Origin of the sequence: Chitinilyticum aquatile DSM 21506, assembly GCF_000430805.1 — a bacterium.
In the GTDB taxonomy this organism is placed as follows: domain Bacteria; phylum Pseudomonadota; class Gammaproteobacteria; order Burkholderiales; family Chitinibacteraceae; genus Chitinilyticum; species Chitinilyticum aquatile.
In genome coordinates, this window is the sequence record NZ_AUMS01000001.1 from 303,111 (window position 1) to 319,161 (window position 16,051).

General features: G+C 58.6%; 25 protein-coding genes. 19 read left to right on the top strand and 6 right to left on the bottom strand.

From position 1 onward, the window contains the following. Positions 1 to 103 precede the first annotated feature (103 nt). From H559_RS0101470 to H559_RS0101555, 16 genes are all read left to right on the top strand, one after another. A complete protein-coding gene (locus H559_RS0101470; RefSeq protein WP_028451222.1) occupies positions 104 to 355 on the top strand; it encodes a hypothetical protein in 252 nt (83 codons plus the stop codon). Further along, complete coding sequence (locus H559_RS0101475) at positions 355 to 735, top strand: hypothetical protein (protein WP_028451223.1); 381 nt, start codon at positions 355 to 357, stop codon at positions 733 to 735. Before H559_RS0101470 ends, H559_RS0101475 begins: the two co-directional genes overlap by 1 nt. Continuing rightward, complete coding sequence (locus tag H559_RS21230) at positions 725 to 2,581, top strand: replication endonuclease (RefSeq protein WP_028451224.1); 1,857 nt, start codon at positions 725 to 727, stop codon at positions 2,579 to 2,581. The genes H559_RS0101475 and H559_RS21230 overlap by 11 nt, the downstream gene beginning before the upstream one ends. A 450-nt stretch (positions 2,582 to 3,031) precedes the next feature. After that, complete coding sequence (locus H559_RS0101490) at positions 3,032 to 3,289, top strand: hypothetical protein (RefSeq protein WP_028451226.1); 258 nt, start codon at positions 3,032 to 3,034, stop codon at positions 3,287 to 3,289. Further along, positions 3,286 to 3,588 (top strand): hypothetical protein, encoded by a 303-nt coding sequence (locus H559_RS0101495; RefSeq protein ID WP_155845245.1) that lies wholly within the window; start codon positions 3,286 to 3,288, stop codon positions 3,586 to 3,588. The genes H559_RS0101490 and H559_RS0101495 overlap by 4 nt, the downstream gene beginning before the upstream one ends. A gap of 24 nt (positions 3,589 to 3,612) precedes the next feature. After that, on the top strand, positions 3,613 to 4,125 hold the full coding sequence (locus tag H559_RS0101500) for a hypothetical protein (RefSeq protein ID WP_028451228.1): 513 nt from the start codon (positions 3,613 to 3,615) through the stop codon (positions 4,123 to 4,125). Next, positions 4,085 to 4,744 (top strand): hypothetical protein, encoded by a 660-nt coding sequence (locus tag H559_RS0101505; protein WP_155845246.1) that lies wholly within the window; start codon positions 4,085 to 4,087, stop codon positions 4,742 to 4,744. Before H559_RS0101500 ends, H559_RS0101505 begins: the two co-directional genes overlap by 41 nt. Positions 4,745 to 5,009: 265 nt before the next feature. After that, a complete protein-coding gene (locus H559_RS0101515) occupies positions 5,010 to 5,798 on the top strand; it encodes a major capsid protein P2 (RefSeq protein ID WP_028451230.1) in 789 nt (262 codons plus the stop codon). A 9-nt stretch (positions 5,799 to 5,807) separates the two neighbouring features. Next, positions 5,808 to 6,128 carry a hypothetical protein gene (locus H559_RS0101520; RefSeq protein ID WP_028451231.1) on the top strand — a complete coding sequence of 107 codons (321 nt, stop codon included), beginning with the start codon at positions 5,808 to 5,810 and terminating at the stop codon, positions 6,126 to 6,128. 2 nt (positions 6,129 to 6,130) lie between these two features. Continuing rightward, on the top strand, positions 6,131 to 6,478 hold the full coding sequence (locus H559_RS21235) for a hypothetical protein (protein ID WP_028451232.1): 348 nt from the start codon (positions 6,131 to 6,133) through the stop codon (positions 6,476 to 6,478). Then, positions 6,466 to 6,876 carry a hypothetical protein gene (locus tag H559_RS0101530; RefSeq protein ID WP_028451233.1) on the top strand — a complete coding sequence of 137 codons (411 nt, stop codon included), beginning with the start codon at positions 6,466 to 6,468 and terminating at the stop codon, positions 6,874 to 6,876. Before H559_RS21235 ends, H559_RS0101530 begins: the two co-directional genes overlap by 13 nt. Beyond that, positions 6,857 to 7,399 (top strand): hypothetical protein, encoded by a 543-nt coding sequence (locus H559_RS0101535; RefSeq protein WP_028451234.1) that lies wholly within the window; start codon positions 6,857 to 6,859, stop codon positions 7,397 to 7,399. The genes H559_RS0101530 and H559_RS0101535 overlap by 20 nt, the downstream gene beginning before the upstream one ends. Before the next feature lies 1 nt (position 7,400). After that, entirely contained in the window at positions 7,401 to 7,976 is a 576-nt protein-coding gene (locus tag H559_RS0101540) for a hypothetical protein (RefSeq protein ID WP_028451235.1), read from the top strand. After that, complete coding sequence (locus H559_RS0101545) at positions 7,976 to 8,320, top strand: hypothetical protein (RefSeq protein WP_028451236.1); 345 nt, start codon at positions 7,976 to 7,978, stop codon at positions 8,318 to 8,320. Before H559_RS0101540 ends, H559_RS0101545 begins: the two co-directional genes overlap by 1 nt. Next, positions 8,317 to 8,502: a hypothetical protein gene (locus H559_RS0101550; protein ID WP_028451237.1), complete on the top strand. Its 186-nt coding sequence runs from the start codon at positions 8,317 to 8,319 to the stop codon at positions 8,500 to 8,502. Before H559_RS0101545 ends, H559_RS0101550 begins: the two co-directional genes overlap by 4 nt. Then, the gene (locus H559_RS0101555; RefSeq protein ID WP_028451238.1) at positions 8,502 to 9,455 is read left to right on the top strand and encodes a glycoside hydrolase family protein; all 954 of its coding nucleotides are present in this window, start codon (positions 8,502 to 8,504) and stop codon (positions 9,453 to 9,455) included. The genes H559_RS0101550 and H559_RS0101555 overlap by 1 nt, the downstream gene beginning before the upstream one ends. Here the strand turns inward: H559_RS0101555 and H559_RS0101560 are convergent. Further along, on the bottom strand, positions 9,452 to 9,841 hold the full coding sequence (locus H559_RS0101560; protein ID WP_028451239.1) for a hypothetical protein: 390 nt from the start codon (positions 9,839 to 9,841) through the stop codon (positions 9,452 to 9,454). The genes H559_RS0101555 and H559_RS0101560 overlap by 4 nt on opposite strands. An 84-nt stretch (positions 9,842 to 9,925) precedes the next feature. Here H559_RS0101560 and H559_RS0101565 point away from each other — a divergent pair, with 84 nt between their 5' ends. After that, the gene (locus H559_RS0101565) at positions 9,926 to 10,471 is read left to right on the top strand and encodes a hypothetical protein (protein ID WP_155845247.1); all 546 of its coding nucleotides are present in this window, start codon (positions 9,926 to 9,928) and stop codon (positions 10,469 to 10,471) included. Beyond that, positions 10,468 to 10,656, top strand: a complete 189-nt coding sequence (locus tag H559_RS0101570) for a hypothetical protein (RefSeq protein WP_028451241.1) — start codon at positions 10,468 to 10,470, stop codon at positions 10,654 to 10,656. Before H559_RS0101565 ends, H559_RS0101570 begins: the two co-directional genes overlap by 4 nt. A gap of 93 nt (positions 10,657 to 10,749) precedes the next feature. Here H559_RS0101570 and H559_RS22505 read toward each other — a convergent pair whose 3' ends face one another. Next, positions 10,750 to 11,160 carry a hypothetical protein gene (locus H559_RS22505; protein ID WP_155845248.1) on the bottom strand — a complete coding sequence of 137 codons (411 nt, stop codon included), beginning with the start codon at positions 11,158 to 11,160 and terminating at the stop codon, positions 10,750 to 10,752. 263 nt (positions 11,161 to 11,423) lie between these two features. Between H559_RS22505 and adhE the strand changes: the two genes are divergently transcribed. Beyond that, positions 11,424 to 14,051: a bifunctional acetaldehyde-CoA/alcohol dehydrogenase gene (adhE, locus tag H559_RS0101580; RefSeq protein WP_028451242.1), complete on the top strand. Its 2,628-nt coding sequence runs from the start codon at positions 11,424 to 11,426 to the stop codon at positions 14,049 to 14,051. A gap of 70 nt (positions 14,052 to 14,121) precedes the next feature. Here the strand turns inward: adhE and H559_RS0101585 are convergent, their stop codons facing one another. The 4 genes from H559_RS0101585 to H559_RS0101600 all read right to left on the bottom strand — a co-directional run bounded on the left by H559_RS0101585 (position 14,122) and on the right by H559_RS0101600 (position 16,043). Beyond that, positions 14,122 to 14,412 carry a hypothetical protein gene (locus tag H559_RS0101585; RefSeq protein WP_028451243.1) on the bottom strand — a complete coding sequence of 97 codons (291 nt, stop codon included), beginning with the start codon at positions 14,410 to 14,412 and terminating at the stop codon, positions 14,122 to 14,124. Positions 14,413 to 14,417: 5 nt separating this feature from the next. Next, entirely contained in the window at positions 14,418 to 14,795 is a 378-nt protein-coding gene (locus H559_RS0101590; protein WP_028451244.1) for a DUF2237 family protein, read from the bottom strand. Between the two features lie 80 nt (positions 14,796 to 14,875). Beyond that, positions 14,876 to 15,529: a hypothetical protein gene (locus tag H559_RS0101595; protein WP_028451245.1), complete on the bottom strand. Its 654-nt coding sequence runs from the start codon at positions 15,527 to 15,529 to the stop codon at positions 14,876 to 14,878. Positions 15,530 to 15,557: 28 nt separating this feature from the next. Next, the gene (locus tag H559_RS0101600; RefSeq protein ID WP_034639278.1) at positions 15,558 to 16,043 is read right to left on the bottom strand and encodes a retropepsin-like aspartic protease family protein; all 486 of its coding nucleotides are present in this window, start codon (positions 16,041 to 16,043) and stop codon (positions 15,558 to 15,560) included. Positions 16,044 to 16,051: the final 8 nt, after the last annotated feature.

Consider the following 16,051-nt stretch of genomic DNA (forward strand, 5'->3'; position numbering starts at 1 on the left):
GCGAATGGGCTAGTGTTCGCTCCTGAGGGGCGTCAGTCGGCTATTTCGTAAGCTAACTGTTAGCTCCTGAACCGAGGATGAACAAGCGGAAAAGGTGCGAGCGATGACTGAAAGTAAACGTGTGTTTGGCGTGAGTCGTAGAGAGGGGTTTTCTGCCTCGGGCGAAAACAAGGGGCGTACATCGGTAAATGTGTATCGGGTCAATGAGGTGCTTGATGCTGATGTGCAAGTGTCGATGGATTTTCATGGATGCGGGGCAACGGGATATTTTACGGCGGCTCAGGCAAGGCTTTTTGCGCAGGACTTGCTTGCCGCCGCAGATTTTGTTGAGAAAGCAGTTCAGGCGGGCGAGTAATGGACGCCGGCAAGGTCGCACCGCTGGCCCTTGCTGAATGCCGGGGCCACATCGCGGCGGGCATGGCAAACATGCCGCGCCTGGACACACACGCAAACTGCCGGCCTCTGGTACTGCCGAAGTCGGCAGAGCTGACCGCCGATGATGTGCTCACCGACGAGCAAGAGCTGGAACTGGTCGAGCTGCAACAGTGGGCCAAGAGACTGGCAAAAGCGGCGGCGGCACGCGCTGACCGCCTGCAGCAATCCGGCACGCCGGCCAATCTGCAAAACCTGCAAGTCATCCAGAACCTGTGCGGTGCGCTGATTGGCGACGCCGAGAACACCTATCAAAGGGCATGGCACGCGCGCGCCAAGGGGCTGGCGAAGCGTGCTGCCTGATCACCTGAAAGAAAAGCGCCTGCAGTTCCGTGAATGGCTGGAAACGGCTACCGATGCGGACTGCAAGCAACGCGCTGAAGAAATGGCGAAGCAATGCCGGGACGTGACGGGCGCAGATGCGCTTGACCCGCTGCTGTTCGCCATTGCGGCGGGCTGGCTGGATGAAGCCTTGCCGCTGGCCTGTGATGGCCGGGCATACCTGCGGGCCGTGGGGCTGGCAAAGCGGGTTTGCCGCGCAGAATGGTGGCGGCGGCAGCTCATGCGACAGTCAATCCGGGCAATGGAAGGAAAGGAATACGGCTGGGGCTACATCGGAAAGACCGGGGCATACATCAGCAGCGCCGGACTGTGGCGCATGAGCCAGCGCAAGGCGCGCAGTGATGCAGCGATTGCGGCGGCTGAAGTCATCAGCCCAGACGGCGAGGCAATCCCGCTGCAGGCCATTATCGAATCAAGCATTGCCAATCCGAAGAACAAGCGCCTGGAACTGGTGGTGCGCATGAAGGGCATTGCCGAATGGTGCCAGCGCGGCGGGTATGTGGCCTATGCCGTCACCCTGACCGCGCCGGGGGCATTTCACCGCCTGCGCACTGTCGAGGACGCCAGCGGCGAAAAGCGCCTTGTCGATAATCCGGCATGGCGCGACACCAGCCCGCAAGACACACACAAATACCTGTGCGCCCGCTGGGCAGAGTTCAGGGCGCTGATGGCGAAAGCCGATGTGCCGGTTATCGGCCTGCGCACAGTCGAGCCACACAAGGACGGAACGCCACACTGGCACCTCGTCCTGTTCATGCGTCCGAATCATGCCCGCCTGCTGCTGACCGCACTGCGGGGCAAGTTCCTACAGACGCTGGGCGATGAAAGAGGCGCGGCAAAGCGACGTGTACTGATTGAGCGCATCAAGCCGAAGAAAGGGCAGGATATGACGTATGCCGCCGTTGCATACGCGATTGGGTATATCTCCAAGAATCTGGACGGTAAAGGGGTGCAGGGCGATACCGAAGCCGGCACCGATGCCGTTAACGGCGCGCAGCGTGCAACCGCATGGGCGCGGCTGTGGGGAATCCGGCAGTTTCAGACCTTTGGCGCACCGTCTATCACCGTCTGGCGCGAGCTGCGCCGGGTACGCGATGAAGTAGCGGAAGTGCTGCGCAAGGCGGCAGAGCACAAGAGCGAACACGTGGCCGAAGCCGCAAAGGGGCTGCTTGCCGGTAATGCCGCACCGCTGGGCCGCTGCGCCACGGAAGCCATGCGAGGCGGTCATGCCGATGTGCTGGAACTGCTGACCATCATGCGGAACATCAATCTGGCCGGCTGGAAGGCGAACGCAGACGCGGAAGCCTTGGGCGAATGCTGGACGGCGGCAGATCAGGGCCAGTTTAGGCGCTACATGCACGCCATGAAGAAAGCGCCGGTTTCGCTGCTGAAGGAAGAGCGCGAAAACACCTACGGCGAGCCGGTCAAGATTATCCGGGGGCTGGTCGGCCCGTCCGGCGAATCCGTCATAACCCATGAAGATGGCTGGACGGTGAAGTGGGGCAAGGTCAAGGACGAATCGCACCGGGCGCAGCCCGGCAGGGTTGCGGCGCAGCCGCAGCCCCTCGGACTTGTGGCACTAACTGTAACCGGCGAAGCCGGCAGGGGGTTGGAGCCGGAGAAATACGCGGCAGAAAACCCGCTGGCCGGGGGCTGGTCACCGGGGGTTGATCACCGGGCGAACGTCCGGCGCCTGATCACCGATCAACAGCAACGGAAAAAGGCCGCGCCGAAGGCGAAGGGCAAGAAATATTCATTCTGGAAGCCGGGGGAATTCCGGCAAACGCAGGCAGGGGATGGGGTATGAAGTGGTGGCTTTGGCGGTCATGCCGGCTGCTTTGCTGCCGCATGGGATGGCACCTTTGGTGGAAGCACGATTTACAGGTAAGGCCTGATTGGCTCGGGTTTGTCGACAACGGCTATCTGTGTCGGCGGTGCGGAAAAAGAGCAGGAAAAGTCAGGGGCGGAATTTACATCAGAAATCGCCTTGTAACGCCTATCGAATATGGCCGGGATTATTCACCGGATGCAGGAATTATCAAGAAACAAGCCGGGGAGGGCTGAACGTGCGGAAAAAAAGGAATCTGGCGGGAAGCCTTTTGGGGAGTGCCTTGCTGGTCTATGCGGCAATTGCCTTTGTCACGCTCAAAACGGATGTGTTCGGAGAGTGGGATGCGTGGCAGCGGCTTATGTTTTTGGTTTGGACATGCTTCATTTTCATGATGGATTTTGTGTGTGAGCCGGGGAGGGCTGAACGATGAACGAAAAAACCAGCAGCGCAACAGCGCTGCAACTGATTCACGCCGCTGAAGGGGTCAAGGCGGCCAGCATGATGACGGCGAAGGGCGCGGCGGATAAGTTCGCACAGGCCGCAGTCAATCACGCGGCATTTCTGGAATCGGCCTTGCGTGAGGTCCGCCAGGACAACGCGAATCTGGCCGCAGAGCTGGCCCGGCTGCGTGCTGTCGTGGCCGATCTGTGCGCCCGCAACGGTCTGGCCGGGGCAATGCTATGAAGCCGCGCCGAAAGATTGGCGAACTCGCCTGCCCATGTTGCGGAAGGGTGCAACCGCTGACCGAACAGGCAAACGGGTTCGCCATGCTGGTGTGTAGCTGGTGCAGCGTGAAGTTGCAAGCCTACGGGCAGGAATCGGATGCGCTGTTGCGCAAGAAGGCTGGCATCAGCACAGAACAGGAAAAATCCGCAGAACCGGCACCGGCAGGGACGCCGGCACCGATCAGGAAGCCGAATCCGGCCAATCCGCCAGCGGGTAGCGGGTTTCTGGCAGAGCTGGCAAAGGCACTGGCTGAATAATCAACAAGGCTCAGGGAGAGCAACATGGAAAAAAACATTGGCGAAAACTACGGCGGCAATCAACTGCTGGCACTGGAACACCTCGCGGCAGGCCATGACGCGGAAGTGCAGCAGAGCTACGCCATACCCGACGACAGCAACCCGGCTGGGGAGGGGGTAGAACAACCCATCTACAACCCGTCGATTGAGGCCGAATGCCTGCTGAAAACAGCACGCGAACTGCTCGGGCCGGTATACCCCTGCCTGCGCCGGGTCTACACCGATGAAACCATTGCCCGCATTGCCGATGCTGCAGGCCCGGTCATGACGAAGTACGGCTGGACGGCGGGCGGCTTTTTCGAGCAGTGGGGGCCGGAAATTCAGCTTGCCGGCGTGCTGCTGCCGGTAGGCATTGCGACGGTATCGGCCATCAAGCAGGAAAACGCCATGATTGCCGCCATGCGCGAAGCGCAGGGCAATCAGCCAGGACAACACAGCAGCAAGGGGGCAGTAGCACATGGCGAGCCGCAAGGTGAAGCAGCAGCCGCCGCCGAATAAGCGTGCGCGGCAGGCCGATATAAACGCCATTCTCGGCGCGTCCGGGTCTGGCAAAACCACCTACGTCATGCGCGAACTTGACCGGCTCAAGCCGTCGCGCCTGATTATTTGGGATTCCAAGGGGGAATTCAGTGCAGAAAACTACGCAAAAACTGTCCCGACTCTGGCTGATCTTGTTCGGGCCGTCCGGGGCGCTGGCCCGTCCGGCTCGTTTCGCCTTGCCATCCGGCCCGAAGGAAATCCCGCGCAAGTAAGGCGGGCATTCGATCTGGTCGCAATGCTGGCGTTTGAAGCCAAAAACCTGACCTTTGTCGCTGAAGAACTCTCGGACGTGTGCATCGGCGGGCAATCCGATTCGGCAGGCTGGCGCAAGTGCATCACGCAAGGCCGCACAGAGGGACTGACCATCTACGCCCTGTCGCAACGCCCGGCGCTGATGGACAAGAACACGCTCGGCAATGCCTCGCTGGTGCGCTGCGGCAAGCTGGTCTGGATGCCGGACGCCAAAATCATGGCGCAACGCTTCCAGTGCAAGCCGGAAGAGCTGCTGAACATGCCGGATTTGGCATATTTGCAACACTCGCGGGAGGGAATTTCACGCGGAAAGCTGACTTTTTGAAGGATTTTTGCACCTCGCACCGGGGGTAGTTCTACGGGTCTTAGACCCCTATTTCTACCCCTCTTAGACCCCCCTTTGCGGGGGTCTTTTTTTTGGCGCGAAATGGGAAGTGCAACAAGGGCCGGGGGCGGCCATCCATTCACTAGGGGAAATTTTCCATGAAAGCACATCTGATTTTCGCGGCCAAAGTGGCCGTTATTCTGGCCGTGATTTACCGCGTGCCGAAGATTCGCACCGTCGTTACCGGCGCGTAAGGGGGTCGGCAATGAGTCGCACCGCAAAACTGCTGCCGTTCACCAACGTCGCGCCGAACTCGGTAGCTACGCTGTCCCTGCCGCCGGGTGATACCTATGAGCGTATTACCCTGAAGCTCGGCGGCACCACGTTCACCAAGGCCCACATCACCGGCATTCGTGTTCGCATGAACCAGAAGGTAATCAGCGAATGTACCGGCCCTGATCTTGACGCCATGAACAGCTATACCAGTCTGGCCTCTGACCCGACCATGCTCACAATCGACTTTTCCGAACTGTTCGCCCGCGACCAGCTCGGCCAGTCGGTAGGTGCAATCGGCACTCTGTCTGGTGTGGCCTCGCTCATGCTGGAAGTCGATATTGGCCCGGCTACCGCTCCGACGCTGCAAGCCTACGCCCAGGTATCCGGCCCGAAGCCGCTGGCCGTGCTGAACAAGCTGCTGCGGTACCCGGTCAACATCGGCGGCGCGGGCAAGTGGCCCGTAGCACTGCCCTACGGCCAGAACGGTTCCATCATCAAGCGCGTGTACATCAAGTCCAACAACATGACAGCGCTCGAAATCAAAAAGAACGGCATCACGTACCACGATTCCGACAAGGCTATCAACGAATTCTGGCAGAAAGAAAACAAGTGCGTTCCTCAACCGGGCTGGTACGTTTTCGACCCGATTGCCGACAAGAACTTGGGCGACATGCTGTCCACGGCTGACGCGCAGACCTTTGAATTCAACGTGACCATGAGCGCTGCCGAAGCAATCACCGTCTACGTCGAGTACATCGACCTGTTCGAAAACCTGTAAGGGGGCGCTATGAACGGCGTCATCGTACCTTCAACCGCGCTCGGCCCTTGGGAGGGGCTGGGCGACGGCGCACCGGTCAGCTACAGCAGCGACAACGCCAGCATTTTTGCCGGCATCAAAGACCTGCTGAATACCGGGATGCAGTCCTATTCGATGTGGCAGCAATACCGGCAGGGCCGCATTGCCGTTGACCCGAATACGGGTCGCGTCTACGAACCCGGCAAGGAAACCGTCAACGGCAACCCGATCACCACCACCGGGGCCAGCATCGCGCCTTATCTCCTGCTGGCCGGCGTCGGGGTTGTGCTGCTGCTAATTCTCAAGGACTGAGCATGGAAATCAAACCGCTGGATTTGACTGGCGTTTTTGGCTCCCTGCTCGGCGGCCTCGGCCAAGCGGCGGGCGGTGGCCCGTCCTCGGCATTTCAGGACGTGCAGCAAAATCCGTGGGTCGGTGGCGATTTTCTGACGAATTTCGGCAGCGGCACACTGAACGGCGGCAACCGGGACAACGGCGGCAAGGGGGGCGCAGTGTTTCCGGGCGGGCAGGGCGGTGGCGGCGGCAGTAGCGGCACTGGCGGCGGCGGCGGTTTCACCGCGCCGGGCATCAGTCAGCAAACGGTATTGATTGCCGCTGCAGCGCTGATTCTGGTCGTGGTCATCAAGAAATGGAAACGGTAACGCTACGGCGGGCGGGCTGGTCAGATCAGGCAGCGGCAGAGACCGAAAGTGCCCTGAATGGCGACCCGCTCGCCAGCGTTGCCGAATTCCGCGAATGGGTAGAAGCCGGCGCGGCAGTGTTGTTCGAGTTCCACGCCGGCCCGGTCCGCATCGGATCCGCGATGGTCACCGCCAGCCGGGTCAACGGCCACAATCAGGCCGTCATCGTCACCGGTGCGAGCCGGGCGACACCAGAACAGTTCCGGCAGGCAATGCGCCTGTTGGTCGAACACCTGAACGGGTTTGATTCCATCAGAACCCACATTCAAAGGCCCGGCCTGAAGCGACTTTATGAGGCGCTGGGTTTCGAGCAGACAGAAATAGTCATGAGGCGAAGCAATGGGAAGCCGCAGCAGTAACAGCACCGATCAAACGGTAAACAACTATGACCGGCGCGTGGCCGTGCAGGACGGGCTCGGCATTTCGGGCGACGGCAACAGCGTCGATATGTCGAACAACAGCACCAACACACTGACGCAGACAACGACCGATCATGGCGCAATCGCGGGCGCAATCGACATTACCAAGGAAGCGCTGCAGTCGAATAGCGCATCACTGCAGGCCGCACTGGATGCCGCTGCCAAGTCGCAGCAGTCCAGCTACCAGTTTTCAACCAAGATCGCGGATAACGCCTTTTCCGCCATCGGTGATGCACAGCACATCACCGCCACGATGGGCAAGAACGTGATTGACGCGGTAATGGCCGCGAATAACAAGGTCACATCGGCCACACAGGAAGTAAACCGCCTCGCCGTCAGCGAAGTGGCAAACGCTTGGAACAACGCAAAAGCCGCAGCGGATGGTAAATCGCTGGGCGACTTCAAATATCTGATTTGGGCCGGGGCCGCACTGGTGCTGCTGATGGTCTGGAAAAAGGGCTGATATGCGCACAATCAAGGCAAGCATTCTGGCCGGCGAATCGGTCAACTACCACATTGCCGGCAAATACTTCCGCATTCTCGAGCTCGCCTACCCGGTAGACGTGAAAATCTACCAACTTGGCCGCGTCGTAGAAGAGGCGCAGGGCATTGAATCCGGGTTTTATACCCTGCCGGAAGGCGGATTCGACCGGGTTGAAATCGTCAGCGCCAGTACGCAAAACGTCAAGATCGCCATCACATCAGGCGGAGGCGGCTATGACCGCGCCGTGGGCAGCATCAGCGTCACGGGCGGCATCCAGATCGCGCTCGACCAGAGTATCGGCCACTTCCCGGAAGCGACCATCAACACCGGGGCCGCCCAGCAGATCGCCGCGGGCGACGCAGGCCGGCGCGGGCTGCGCATCTACAACGCGGGCGGCACCACACTCTACATCGGCGGTGCCGGCGTCACGGCGGCCAACGCGGTAATGCAAATTGGGCCGGGTGGCTACATTGACGAAACGCAGGTGCCAACGTGCGCGTGGTACGCGACAAGCGACGTGGCAGGCGGCAAATGCCGCGTCATGGAGGTGCGCTGATGGGATACCTCAGTCAGGGCCGGCTGCAGAGCCGCAAGGCCATGAGCCAGCTCATTACCGCATCGGGCGTCTGGAATGCACCCGCTACCCTGATTCGCGGCAGTGCCGTGGTCACGCTCTGCGGTGGCGGCACAGCCTATTCGCCGCTTGGCGTGCGCATCAAGCGCCGCATGGATTTACTGCCGGGGCAGGCCTATCCGGCTGCAATCGGCGCAGTAAACGGTAATACCGTTTTCAACGGCATCAGTGCCGGCAGTGACACCGTAGGCGATTTGACGTTTGAAGGCTATGGCAAGCAAAACGTCGGCGGTGCCTTACTTATCGAATGGGACGAATTTCTATGATCTACGCAATGCTGAAGGGCAACAAAGTTGACAACCTGATCGTAGCCGACGCGGCCACGGCATCGCTGTTTGTTGACGTCTACAAAATGTGGGACGGCGCAGTGCTGGCAGACGGCAAAGCCAATGCCGTCATTGGTGCCACGTACAACAACGTCACAAAAGCATTCACGGCGCCGCAGTAATGACCAGCGCTGCTGACCCGTTCGGGCTGTATGACTGGTTCAAGCCAGACGAAAAAAGCCCGTCCAGTTATGACGCCGGCAGCGGTACCAAGGTAGCGCCGACTGGCATTTATGAATGGTTCACCGAAGCAATGAACAAATCCATTGTCGCGCCGGACGGCCTCTATCCGTGGCTGGATGAACGCACGCAACAGGTCAAGCAGGACTGGTCGAACTGGTCGACCGTCGTGGCTATGCCGACGGAAATCCTGCAGAAGTTCTACGAATGGTTCAAGGGCATCGCGCAAACCGTGTGGGCCGAAGTGCAGCGCATCGCGGCGATGTTCGCAACAGCAGCCGGGGGGCTGGTTGGGGGTGGGGTAAATATGAGATCAACAAAATCATTAGCTCGGGCTATCACAATTTGGGAAGCGGCAGGGCCGGAATCGCCAAAGCTGAAACCGTATATTCGTCCTGAAAGCAAGACTGGCGCAGCAGGTGGTTATGCAATCGGATTTGGGCACAATATCCGTGGAACGAAAGCGGGCGAGCAGAAGCTTGATATGTGGATGATGAATGGAATCACCACAGAACAGGCGTGGGAATGGCTTTATAAGGATTTGGAGTTTTTCAACGATTGGGTAAATGAGCGCCTGCGAAATAAAAACCTGAATCAAGCGCAGTATGACGCACTGATTAACCTTGCATTCGGTCTTGGGGAGGTGAACAGGGCGAAAGCAATTGCAATTGCAAATTCGGGCGACACTGAAAAAATGCTGCGGTTTATGGCATTCAGGACAGGGCCGAGCGCAGCAAATCCGATGGGTGGGCTGATCAAGCGCAGGTCGATTGATATTGCCGCATGGATTTCTGGCGGGGATTTTCAGTGGCCTAAGGATGCGGCAGAAATGGAAGCGATGGCGGTGAGCTACCGCCATCTTTGGAACAAATACAGAGCAATGGGCGACGTTTAGAAAAGCGGTTTGCCCGCTTTGTCCTCAAGGGCGAGGCAATATGCCTGCTCAACGATGCCGATGCCATCAATACCGGCATCGCCTTCACTGCGAAGGACGTCAATTGATTTTAGGTATTGATATGCACGCTTCATTTCAGAATCTATTTGCTGATTTGTAAGGCCGAGTTTTTTTGCCCTTTTCTTCATTGGGGCGATTGCTTGAGAGGATTCGGCATTGAAGCATGTATGGCTGGAACACTTATCCATTGCTGGCGTGTAAATGATCTTGTCGCAGCTGGTGGTAATCGTTTGAGCTTCAAAGTTGGCAAGCGTGATGGTCTGTTCAAGCTTGCCAGCAAAAGCAGGGGCCGAAAGCAGGGCCAGGACAAGGAAAAGGGTTTTCATGGTTGCACCGTTCGCGGTTGTGGTCTTGTTTGAGCGAAGTATAGGGCCGGGGAGGCTGAATTGACGATGAACGCGGGGCGCATTGTGTCTGGTATCACACGCGCCAATCCGATCATGCTGGCCGCTGTGGCCGGAGCCGGCTGGCTGGCGTGGGTGTGGCTGAACAAGAAGCCGGGCGAAACGCTGGGCAAGGCACTGGTCACGCAAACCGGAGAGGCCGCGATTGAAGTTGTGAAGGCAACAGGCGGCGTGGTGTACGAGGGGGCCGAAATGTGGCTGCAGGACATCAAGACCGCAGCCGGCCAGCAGAACCGCAAAGCCTTCCTGCTCGACGTGCAGGCACTGGCCGGCGTGGTGCCGCAGTCGCCAATCGAGGAAAACATCATCCTGTCCTACATGCCAGCCGCAATGATGGCGCTAGACGGCTTCCCCATTCTGGAAGCCTACCCGGCAATCAAGGCAGTGATGGCAGGGCGAGCAGTACACGAATACCGGCAGGCCGTCGGCATTGAGCCGAAGCCGCCAACAAAAACGCCGACCTACCGGGAGCCGGAAACCGGCATCGGTGGCACAGGTGATTACGGGCCGTGGTGGCTCAAAACAAAAGACTCGGGGAGGGTCAACACATGAAGAAGTCTCTGCAATTCCTGCTCGCACGCTTGCGCGAGCCGTCTACTTGGGCCGGCGCTGCCGCCGCTGGGGTCGCTTTCGGTATGTCCGGCGACAAGGCCAACGCACTGATCAATCTCGGCCCGGTGGTGGCCGGCGTGGTGGCCTGCTTTCTTCCCGACCCGTCGTCGCCGTCGCAGGAATAAGCCATGCGACTGCGACAGATCGTGATTGCCGTAGGAACGGGCGTGGCGGCAATGCTGGTCTATGACTGGCTCAAGAACCACGTATTCAAGTAGTCAGGGTTTTCTCAGGTAAGTCGGGGGCCGCCATTTCGCAAGAATGGCGGCTTTTGCGTAATCGGGGTACACAGCCAGGAACCACGGCAGCACCTGATGATTACGGCGCGGCTCTGGCGGCCACTCGCCAGCGGCCTTTGATCGTGCAATTTTGCTATCTACCTGCCATGACTTCAGAATGGAGGCCGTGTGGTCAGGTCTTGCATTGATTGCATCATGGCCATGAATGAAGATCAGCCAATACAGACGGTCAGAATCACGCAATTGCTGGCTTGTAGCCAGTTGCCAGCCTGCGAGCAACGCGTCTGACTTGGCGCGGCCAGTCCGGTAGATCAGATCGAAGCGGGCATTCAGGCGGCGAGCGCCTGCAGATTGTGGCTTAGAGGGAACACTTTTAGATGACTTTTTCATTTTTTGCACCAGCCGACGAACGGTCGAAAGGTCGTAGTAATACTACAAGTCGCCAACGTATTTTGTAAGCATTAACTTGACATAATATACATTATGCGATGTAGTAAATAAGTCACTTGCTACCTCTGAGATATATCAAATAATGTGGTGACACGCAGGACTATGCTGCTGTCAAAGGTTAAGCAAAACCGCGGTTAGCTATAGCGGTTCCGTTTCAGGTTTCAAAACTGCGCGCCACGTAGCGCGCAAGCAAGGAGAAAACGATGGCTGTCACCAATGTTCAAGAACTCGATGCTCTGGTAGCTCGCGTCAAGAAAGCTCAACAACTTTTCGCCAGCTATTCGCAGGAACAGGTTGACGAGATTTTCCGTGTAGCTGCACTGGCCGCATCCGATGCGCGCCTGCCGCTGTCCAAGATGGCCGTTGCCGAAACCGGCATGGGTATTGTTGAAGACAAGGTAATCAAGAACCACTTTGCTTCCGAGTATATCTACAACGCCTACAAGGATGAAAAGACCTGCGGCGTTCTGTCGGAAGACAAGACCTTCGGTACCATCACCATCGCCGAGCCAGTGGGCATCATTTGCGGCATCGTACCGACCACCAACCCGACCTCCACTGCGATCTTCAAGGCACTGATTGCACTGAAGACCCGTAACGGCATTATTTTCTCCCCGCACCCGCGCGCTCGCAAATCAACCTGTGAAGCTGCCCGTCTGGTTCTGGAAGCTGCCGTTTCCGCTGGTGCACCGCGCGACATCATCGGCTGGATCGACGAGCCGACCGTTGAGCTGTCGAACCACCTGATGCGCCACCCGGATCTGAACCTGATCCTGGCAACCGGCGGCCCGGGCATGGTGCGTGCAGCATACTCCTCCGGCAAGCCCGCCATTGGTGTAGGTGCCGGTAACACGCCGGTCGTGATCGACGAAACCGCTGACATCAAGCGTGCTGTTGCATCGATTCTGATGTCGAAGACCTTCGACAACGGTGTCGTCTGCGCATCCGAACAGTCTGTCATCATCGTTGACAGCATCTACGAGCAGGTGAAGGAACGTTTCAACAGCACCGGTGGCTACATCCTGAACAAGAAGGAAACCGAGGCCGTTCGCAAGGTCATCCTGGTCAATGGCGGCCTGAATGCTGAAATCGTCGGCCAGTCTGCGGTCAAGATTGCCGAAATGGCCGGCATCAAGGTTCCGGCCTACACCAAGGTGCTGGTAGGTGAAGTGACTTCCGTTGGCGAAGAAGAAGCCTTTGCCCACGAAAAGCTGTCCCCGACGCTGGCCATGTACCGCGCCAAGGATTTCTTCGACGCCGTTACCAAGGCCGAAGCACTGGTGGCGCTCGGCGGTATCGGCCACACCTCGTCGCTGTACACCGACCAGGATCTGCAGGGTGAACGCATCGCCTACTTCGGCGACAAGATGAAAACCGCCCGTATCCTGATCAACACCCCCTCCTCGCAAGGCGGTATCGGTGACTTGTACAACTTCAAGCTGGCGCCGTCGCTGACGCTGGGTTGCGGTTCTTGGGGCGGCAACTCGATTTCCGAGAACGTCGGTCCGAAGCACCTGATCAACAAGAAGACCGTTGCCAAGAGGGCCGAGAACATGTTGTGGCACAAACTGCCGAAGAGCATCTACTTCCGTCGCGGCAGCCTGTCCGTTGCCCTTGAAGAACTGGCTGGCAAAAAGCGCGCCGCGATCGTGACTGACCGCTACCTGTTCAACAACGGCTATGTGGATGAAACCATCCGCATCCTGAAGAATCAGGGCATTGAAGTCGAAGTATTTTATGAGGTTGAAGCCGACCCGACTCTGGCCGTGGTGCGCAAGGGCGTGGCCATGCTCAACAGCTTTAAGCCGGACGTGATTGTTGCCCTGGGTGGCGGCTCGCCGATGGATGCCGCGAAGATCATGTGGGTGATGTACGAGCATCCGGAAGTTCACTTCGAAGATCTGGCGCTGCGCTTCATGGATATCCGCAAGCGCATCTACACCTTCCCGAAAATGGGTATCAAGGCCGAGCTGATCGCGATCCCGACCACATCCGGCACCGGCTCCGAAGTCACTCCGTTCGCCGTCGTGACTGATGAAAAGAGCGGCATGAAGTACCCGATTGCCGATTACGAACTCACCCCGAACATGGCCATCATTGATGCCAACCTGGTGATGAACATGCCGAAGAGCCTGACCGCCTTCGGTGGTATCGACGCGGTGACTCACGCACTGGAAGCTTACGTTTCGGTAATGGCCAACGAGTTTTCCGATCCGCAAGCCTTGCAGGCACTGAAGCTGCTGAAGCAACACCTGCCCTCCTCCTACCTCAACGGTGCGAAGGATCCGAAGGCTCGTGAAGGCGTACACAACGCAGCGACGATTGCCGGCGTGGCCTTTGCCAACGCCTTCCTCGGTGTGTGTCACTCGATGGCGCACAAGATCGGTGCCGAATTCCACTTGGCTCACGGCTTGGCCAATGCCCTGCTGATCTCGAACGTGATCCGCTACAACGCGGTTGACATCCCGACCAAGCAAACTGCATTCAGCCAGTATGACCGTCCGCAAGCCAAGTGCCGTTACGCCGACATTGCCGAACACCTCGGTCTGCCGGGCAAGAATGACGACCAGAAGGTTGAGGCACTGGTGGCCTGGGTCGACGAGCTGAAGAAGACTCTGAACATTCCGGCTTCCATCAAGGATGCTGGTGTGAACGAAGAAGAATTCCTCGCCAAGGTGGATCGCATTGCCGAAGAAGCCTTCGATGATCAGTGTACCGGCGCCAACCCGCGCTTCCCGCTGATCTCGGAACTGAAGCAGATCCTGATCGACACCTACTACGGCCGTCCGTATGTCGAGGCTTACCAGCGTGAAGAAGTGAAGGCCAAGTAATCCGCCTGCATTTCCTCTGCAAACAAAAACCCCGCATTTGCGGGGTTTTTGTTTGCTTGTCCGGCGGAAACTAACCAGATCGCTTGAACCATCGCTTTATGGCAAGCCAGACCATTGGCAGTGCAATGCTTGGATCAAGCAAGAGAAACGCAACCGCAAACCAGCCGGCATGCTCCTGCCAGACCCACAGGCTGGCACCGGCACCAGCCAGGCCACAAAGAAATGGTGGTGCAAATGAAAACGCCCCCTTATCCCGGCGCAGAACGAACGCAAGCAGCATGATCCAGTTCAAAACGATGAGCAGAGCCGCCAGCGCAGCGACCGTGATGCAGAGCCAGTAAAGGATTCCACCGGTGAACATGTTGCCTAGCCGGCAGCTGGCCGGTCGATGGCGTACTCGACCAGCGTTTCCAGTGATACATGATCGAGCAGCTGTTCGTCACTGGCAGCCAGAAAAATCGGCGGTGCCACGCCGGCCTGCAGTGCTTCCACCCAGCGCAGGGCGCACAGGCACCAGCGGTCACCCGCTTGCAAGCCCGGAAAACCGTATTCGGGGCGTGGCGTACTCAGGTCATTGCCTCTCGAACGGGAAAAGTTCAGGAATTCGGCACTCACCTGCACACAGACCGTATGCTGGCCGGGGTCGGAATCAAGGCTGCGGCAGCAGCCATCGCGAAGATAACCCGTGAGCGGCGCCATGCTGCAAGCTTGCAGCGGCTGGCCAAGGATGTTGCGTGCCGGCATTGCAGACTCCTTATACTTGGTAATGTATATGTCCAAAGCCATTTACAGGCAATGGATTAATCCAAATACCCAACCGGTACTTATTTTTGACCCAGCAGGCATTGCAGATAAGGGCGGTAAGAAGTCTGCTCAGACTTGCCCACCGGAAGGAAAGCGCTGACGAGACTGGTGCCCGCTCCCGCTGACTCACTGAGCACCCATTCTTCCCGCCGTGCGGCCAGCAGCAGTCTGATGCTCTGTGAAAAGGTGTACAGCACAAAGCCTGCCACACTCAGGCCCGCAAGCCACCAGGCAGCACTCCCCGCCTCGACCAGAATGCGCTTGCCATGCACGATGCCTTGCCAGAACTGATGGGCAGCAAACACGATGATCCAGCAATCACACATCACGCGCACCATCGCCAGCTGGGTCAGTTTTTCGACGAGTGCTTTCCGGCTGAGGAAAAAGACATTGCTGAGCGCGCTCCCATCGTGGCTGAGCGGAATGCCATTCAGCTCGGTCTTGAAGCGGACCTGCACCGTTTCACGCCGCGCCAGCCCGCGGTTTTCCCATTGCTGCAATTGCATGCCAACCCAGACCGGATATGCCACTTTCAGGAGCAGGATATAGGCCAGCGCGGCCGGATGACCCATCAAGGCAGCCAGTGCGGCCAGTACGATCAGGACATGAGGCAGATGGCGCGCCAGCATGTAGCCGAAAACGGTTTGCGGGATAGGTTGATCGGCGTTGCTCATGTTTGCTCCATCATCGGCGATGCCACTTTCATTTGCGCTGCTCCAGCACCATGGCGCCATCGCGCAGCAGGATGTCGAAGCGGTTCAGTACATTCATTCCCAGCAGCGCTTCATCGCCCAGCTGAGGCACGACAACAGCGCGCACCTGCTGCAGGGAAAAGGGCGGAATATCGAGCTGCGGCAGCACGGTTTCGTAGCCTTCAACCGTGCCATTGGCTGTCTGGGTGCTGACCGTCGCACCGCGCGGCAGGGCCAGCCGGTCGGCCAGTTGCTGGTCCAGCGTGACGGTGCTCGCGCCCGTATCAAGCATGAACATCACCTGCTGACCGTTGATGCTGCCGCTGGTGCGGTAATGTCCGTCCGCCGCACGCGGCAGGCTCAGGCTGCCGCTGCCGGAAATCTGCGCGGCTGGTGCCTGCCGGCTGACGAGAAAGTCACTGAAAACCAGGTAGCCGCCGCCGAAAACGGCGAGCCAGAGTACAACCAGAAATGGCGTCGAGCGCAACAGTCCCATTCTAATAC

Coding starts and splice junctions, on each gene's coding strand:
- H559_RS0101550 (WP_028451237.1), top strand. CDS start 8,317: ATGATCTACGCAATGCTGAAGGGCAACAAAGTTGACAACCTGATCGTA.
- H559_RS0101585 (WP_028451243.1), bottom strand. CDS start 14,412: ATGTTCACCGGTGGAATCCTTTACTGGCTCTGCATCACGGTCGCTGCG.
- H559_RS0101600 (WP_034639278.1), bottom strand. CDS start 16,043: ATGGGACTGTTGCGCTCGACGCCATTTCTGGTTGTACTCTGGCTCGCC.
- H559_RS0101570 (WP_028451241.1), top strand. CDS start 10,468: ATGAAGAAGTCTCTGCAATTCCTGCTCGCACGCTTGCGCGAGCCGTCT.
- H559_RS0101495 (WP_155845245.1), top strand. CDS start 3,286: ATGAAGCCGCGCCGAAAGATTGGCGAACTCGCCTGCCCATGTTGCGGA.
- H559_RS0101545 (WP_028451236.1), top strand. CDS start 7,976: ATGGGATACCTCAGTCAGGGCCGGCTGCAGAGCCGCAAGGCCATGAGC.
- H559_RS0101490 (WP_028451226.1), top strand. CDS start 3,032: ATGAACGAAAAAACCAGCAGCGCAACAGCGCTGCAACTGATTCACGCC.
- H559_RS0101530 (WP_028451233.1), top strand. CDS start 6,466: ATGGAAACGGTAACGCTACGGCGGGCGGGCTGGTCAGATCAGGCAGCG.
- H559_RS21235 (WP_028451232.1), top strand. CDS start 6,131: ATGGAAATCAAACCGCTGGATTTGACTGGCGTTTTTGGCTCCCTGCTC.
- H559_RS0101560 (WP_028451239.1), bottom strand. CDS start 9,841: ATGAAAACCCTTTTCCTTGTCCTGGCCCTGCTTTCGGCCCCTGCTTTT.
- adhE (WP_028451242.1), top strand. CDS start 11,424: ATGGCTGTCACCAATGTTCAAGAACTCGATGCTCTGGTAGCTCGCGTC.
- H559_RS22505 (WP_155845248.1), bottom strand. CDS start 11,160: ATGAAAAAGTCATCTAAAAGTGTTCCCTCTAAGCCACAATCTGCAGGC.
- H559_RS0101595 (WP_028451245.1), bottom strand. CDS start 15,529: ATGAGCAACGCCGATCAACCTATCCCGCAAACCGTTTTCGGCTACATG.
- H559_RS0101470 (WP_028451222.1), top strand. CDS start 104: ATGACTGAAAGTAAACGTGTGTTTGGCGTGAGTCGTAGAGAGGGGTTT.
- H559_RS0101515 (WP_028451230.1), top strand. CDS start 5,010: ATGAGTCGCACCGCAAAACTGCTGCCGTTCACCAACGTCGCGCCGAAC.
- H559_RS0101555 (WP_028451238.1), top strand. CDS start 8,502: ATGACCAGCGCTGCTGACCCGTTCGGGCTGTATGACTGGTTCAAGCCA.
- H559_RS0101505 (WP_155845246.1), top strand. CDS start 4,085: ATGGCGAGCCGCAAGGTGAAGCAGCAGCCGCCGCCGAATAAGCGTGCG.
- H559_RS0101540 (WP_028451235.1), top strand. CDS start 7,401: ATGCGCACAATCAAGGCAAGCATTCTGGCCGGCGAATCGGTCAACTAC.
- H559_RS0101500 (WP_028451228.1), top strand. CDS start 3,613: ATGGAAAAAAACATTGGCGAAAACTACGGCGGCAATCAACTGCTGGCA.
- H559_RS0101590 (WP_028451244.1), bottom strand. CDS start 14,795: ATGCCGGCACGCAACATCCTTGGCCAGCCGCTGCAAGCTTGCAGCATG.
- H559_RS0101520 (WP_028451231.1), top strand. CDS start 5,808: ATGAACGGCGTCATCGTACCTTCAACCGCGCTCGGCCCTTGGGAGGGG.
- H559_RS0101475 (WP_028451223.1), top strand. CDS start 355: ATGGACGCCGGCAAGGTCGCACCGCTGGCCCTTGCTGAATGCCGGGGC.
- H559_RS0101535 (WP_028451234.1), top strand. CDS start 6,857: ATGGGAAGCCGCAGCAGTAACAGCACCGATCAAACGGTAAACAACTAT.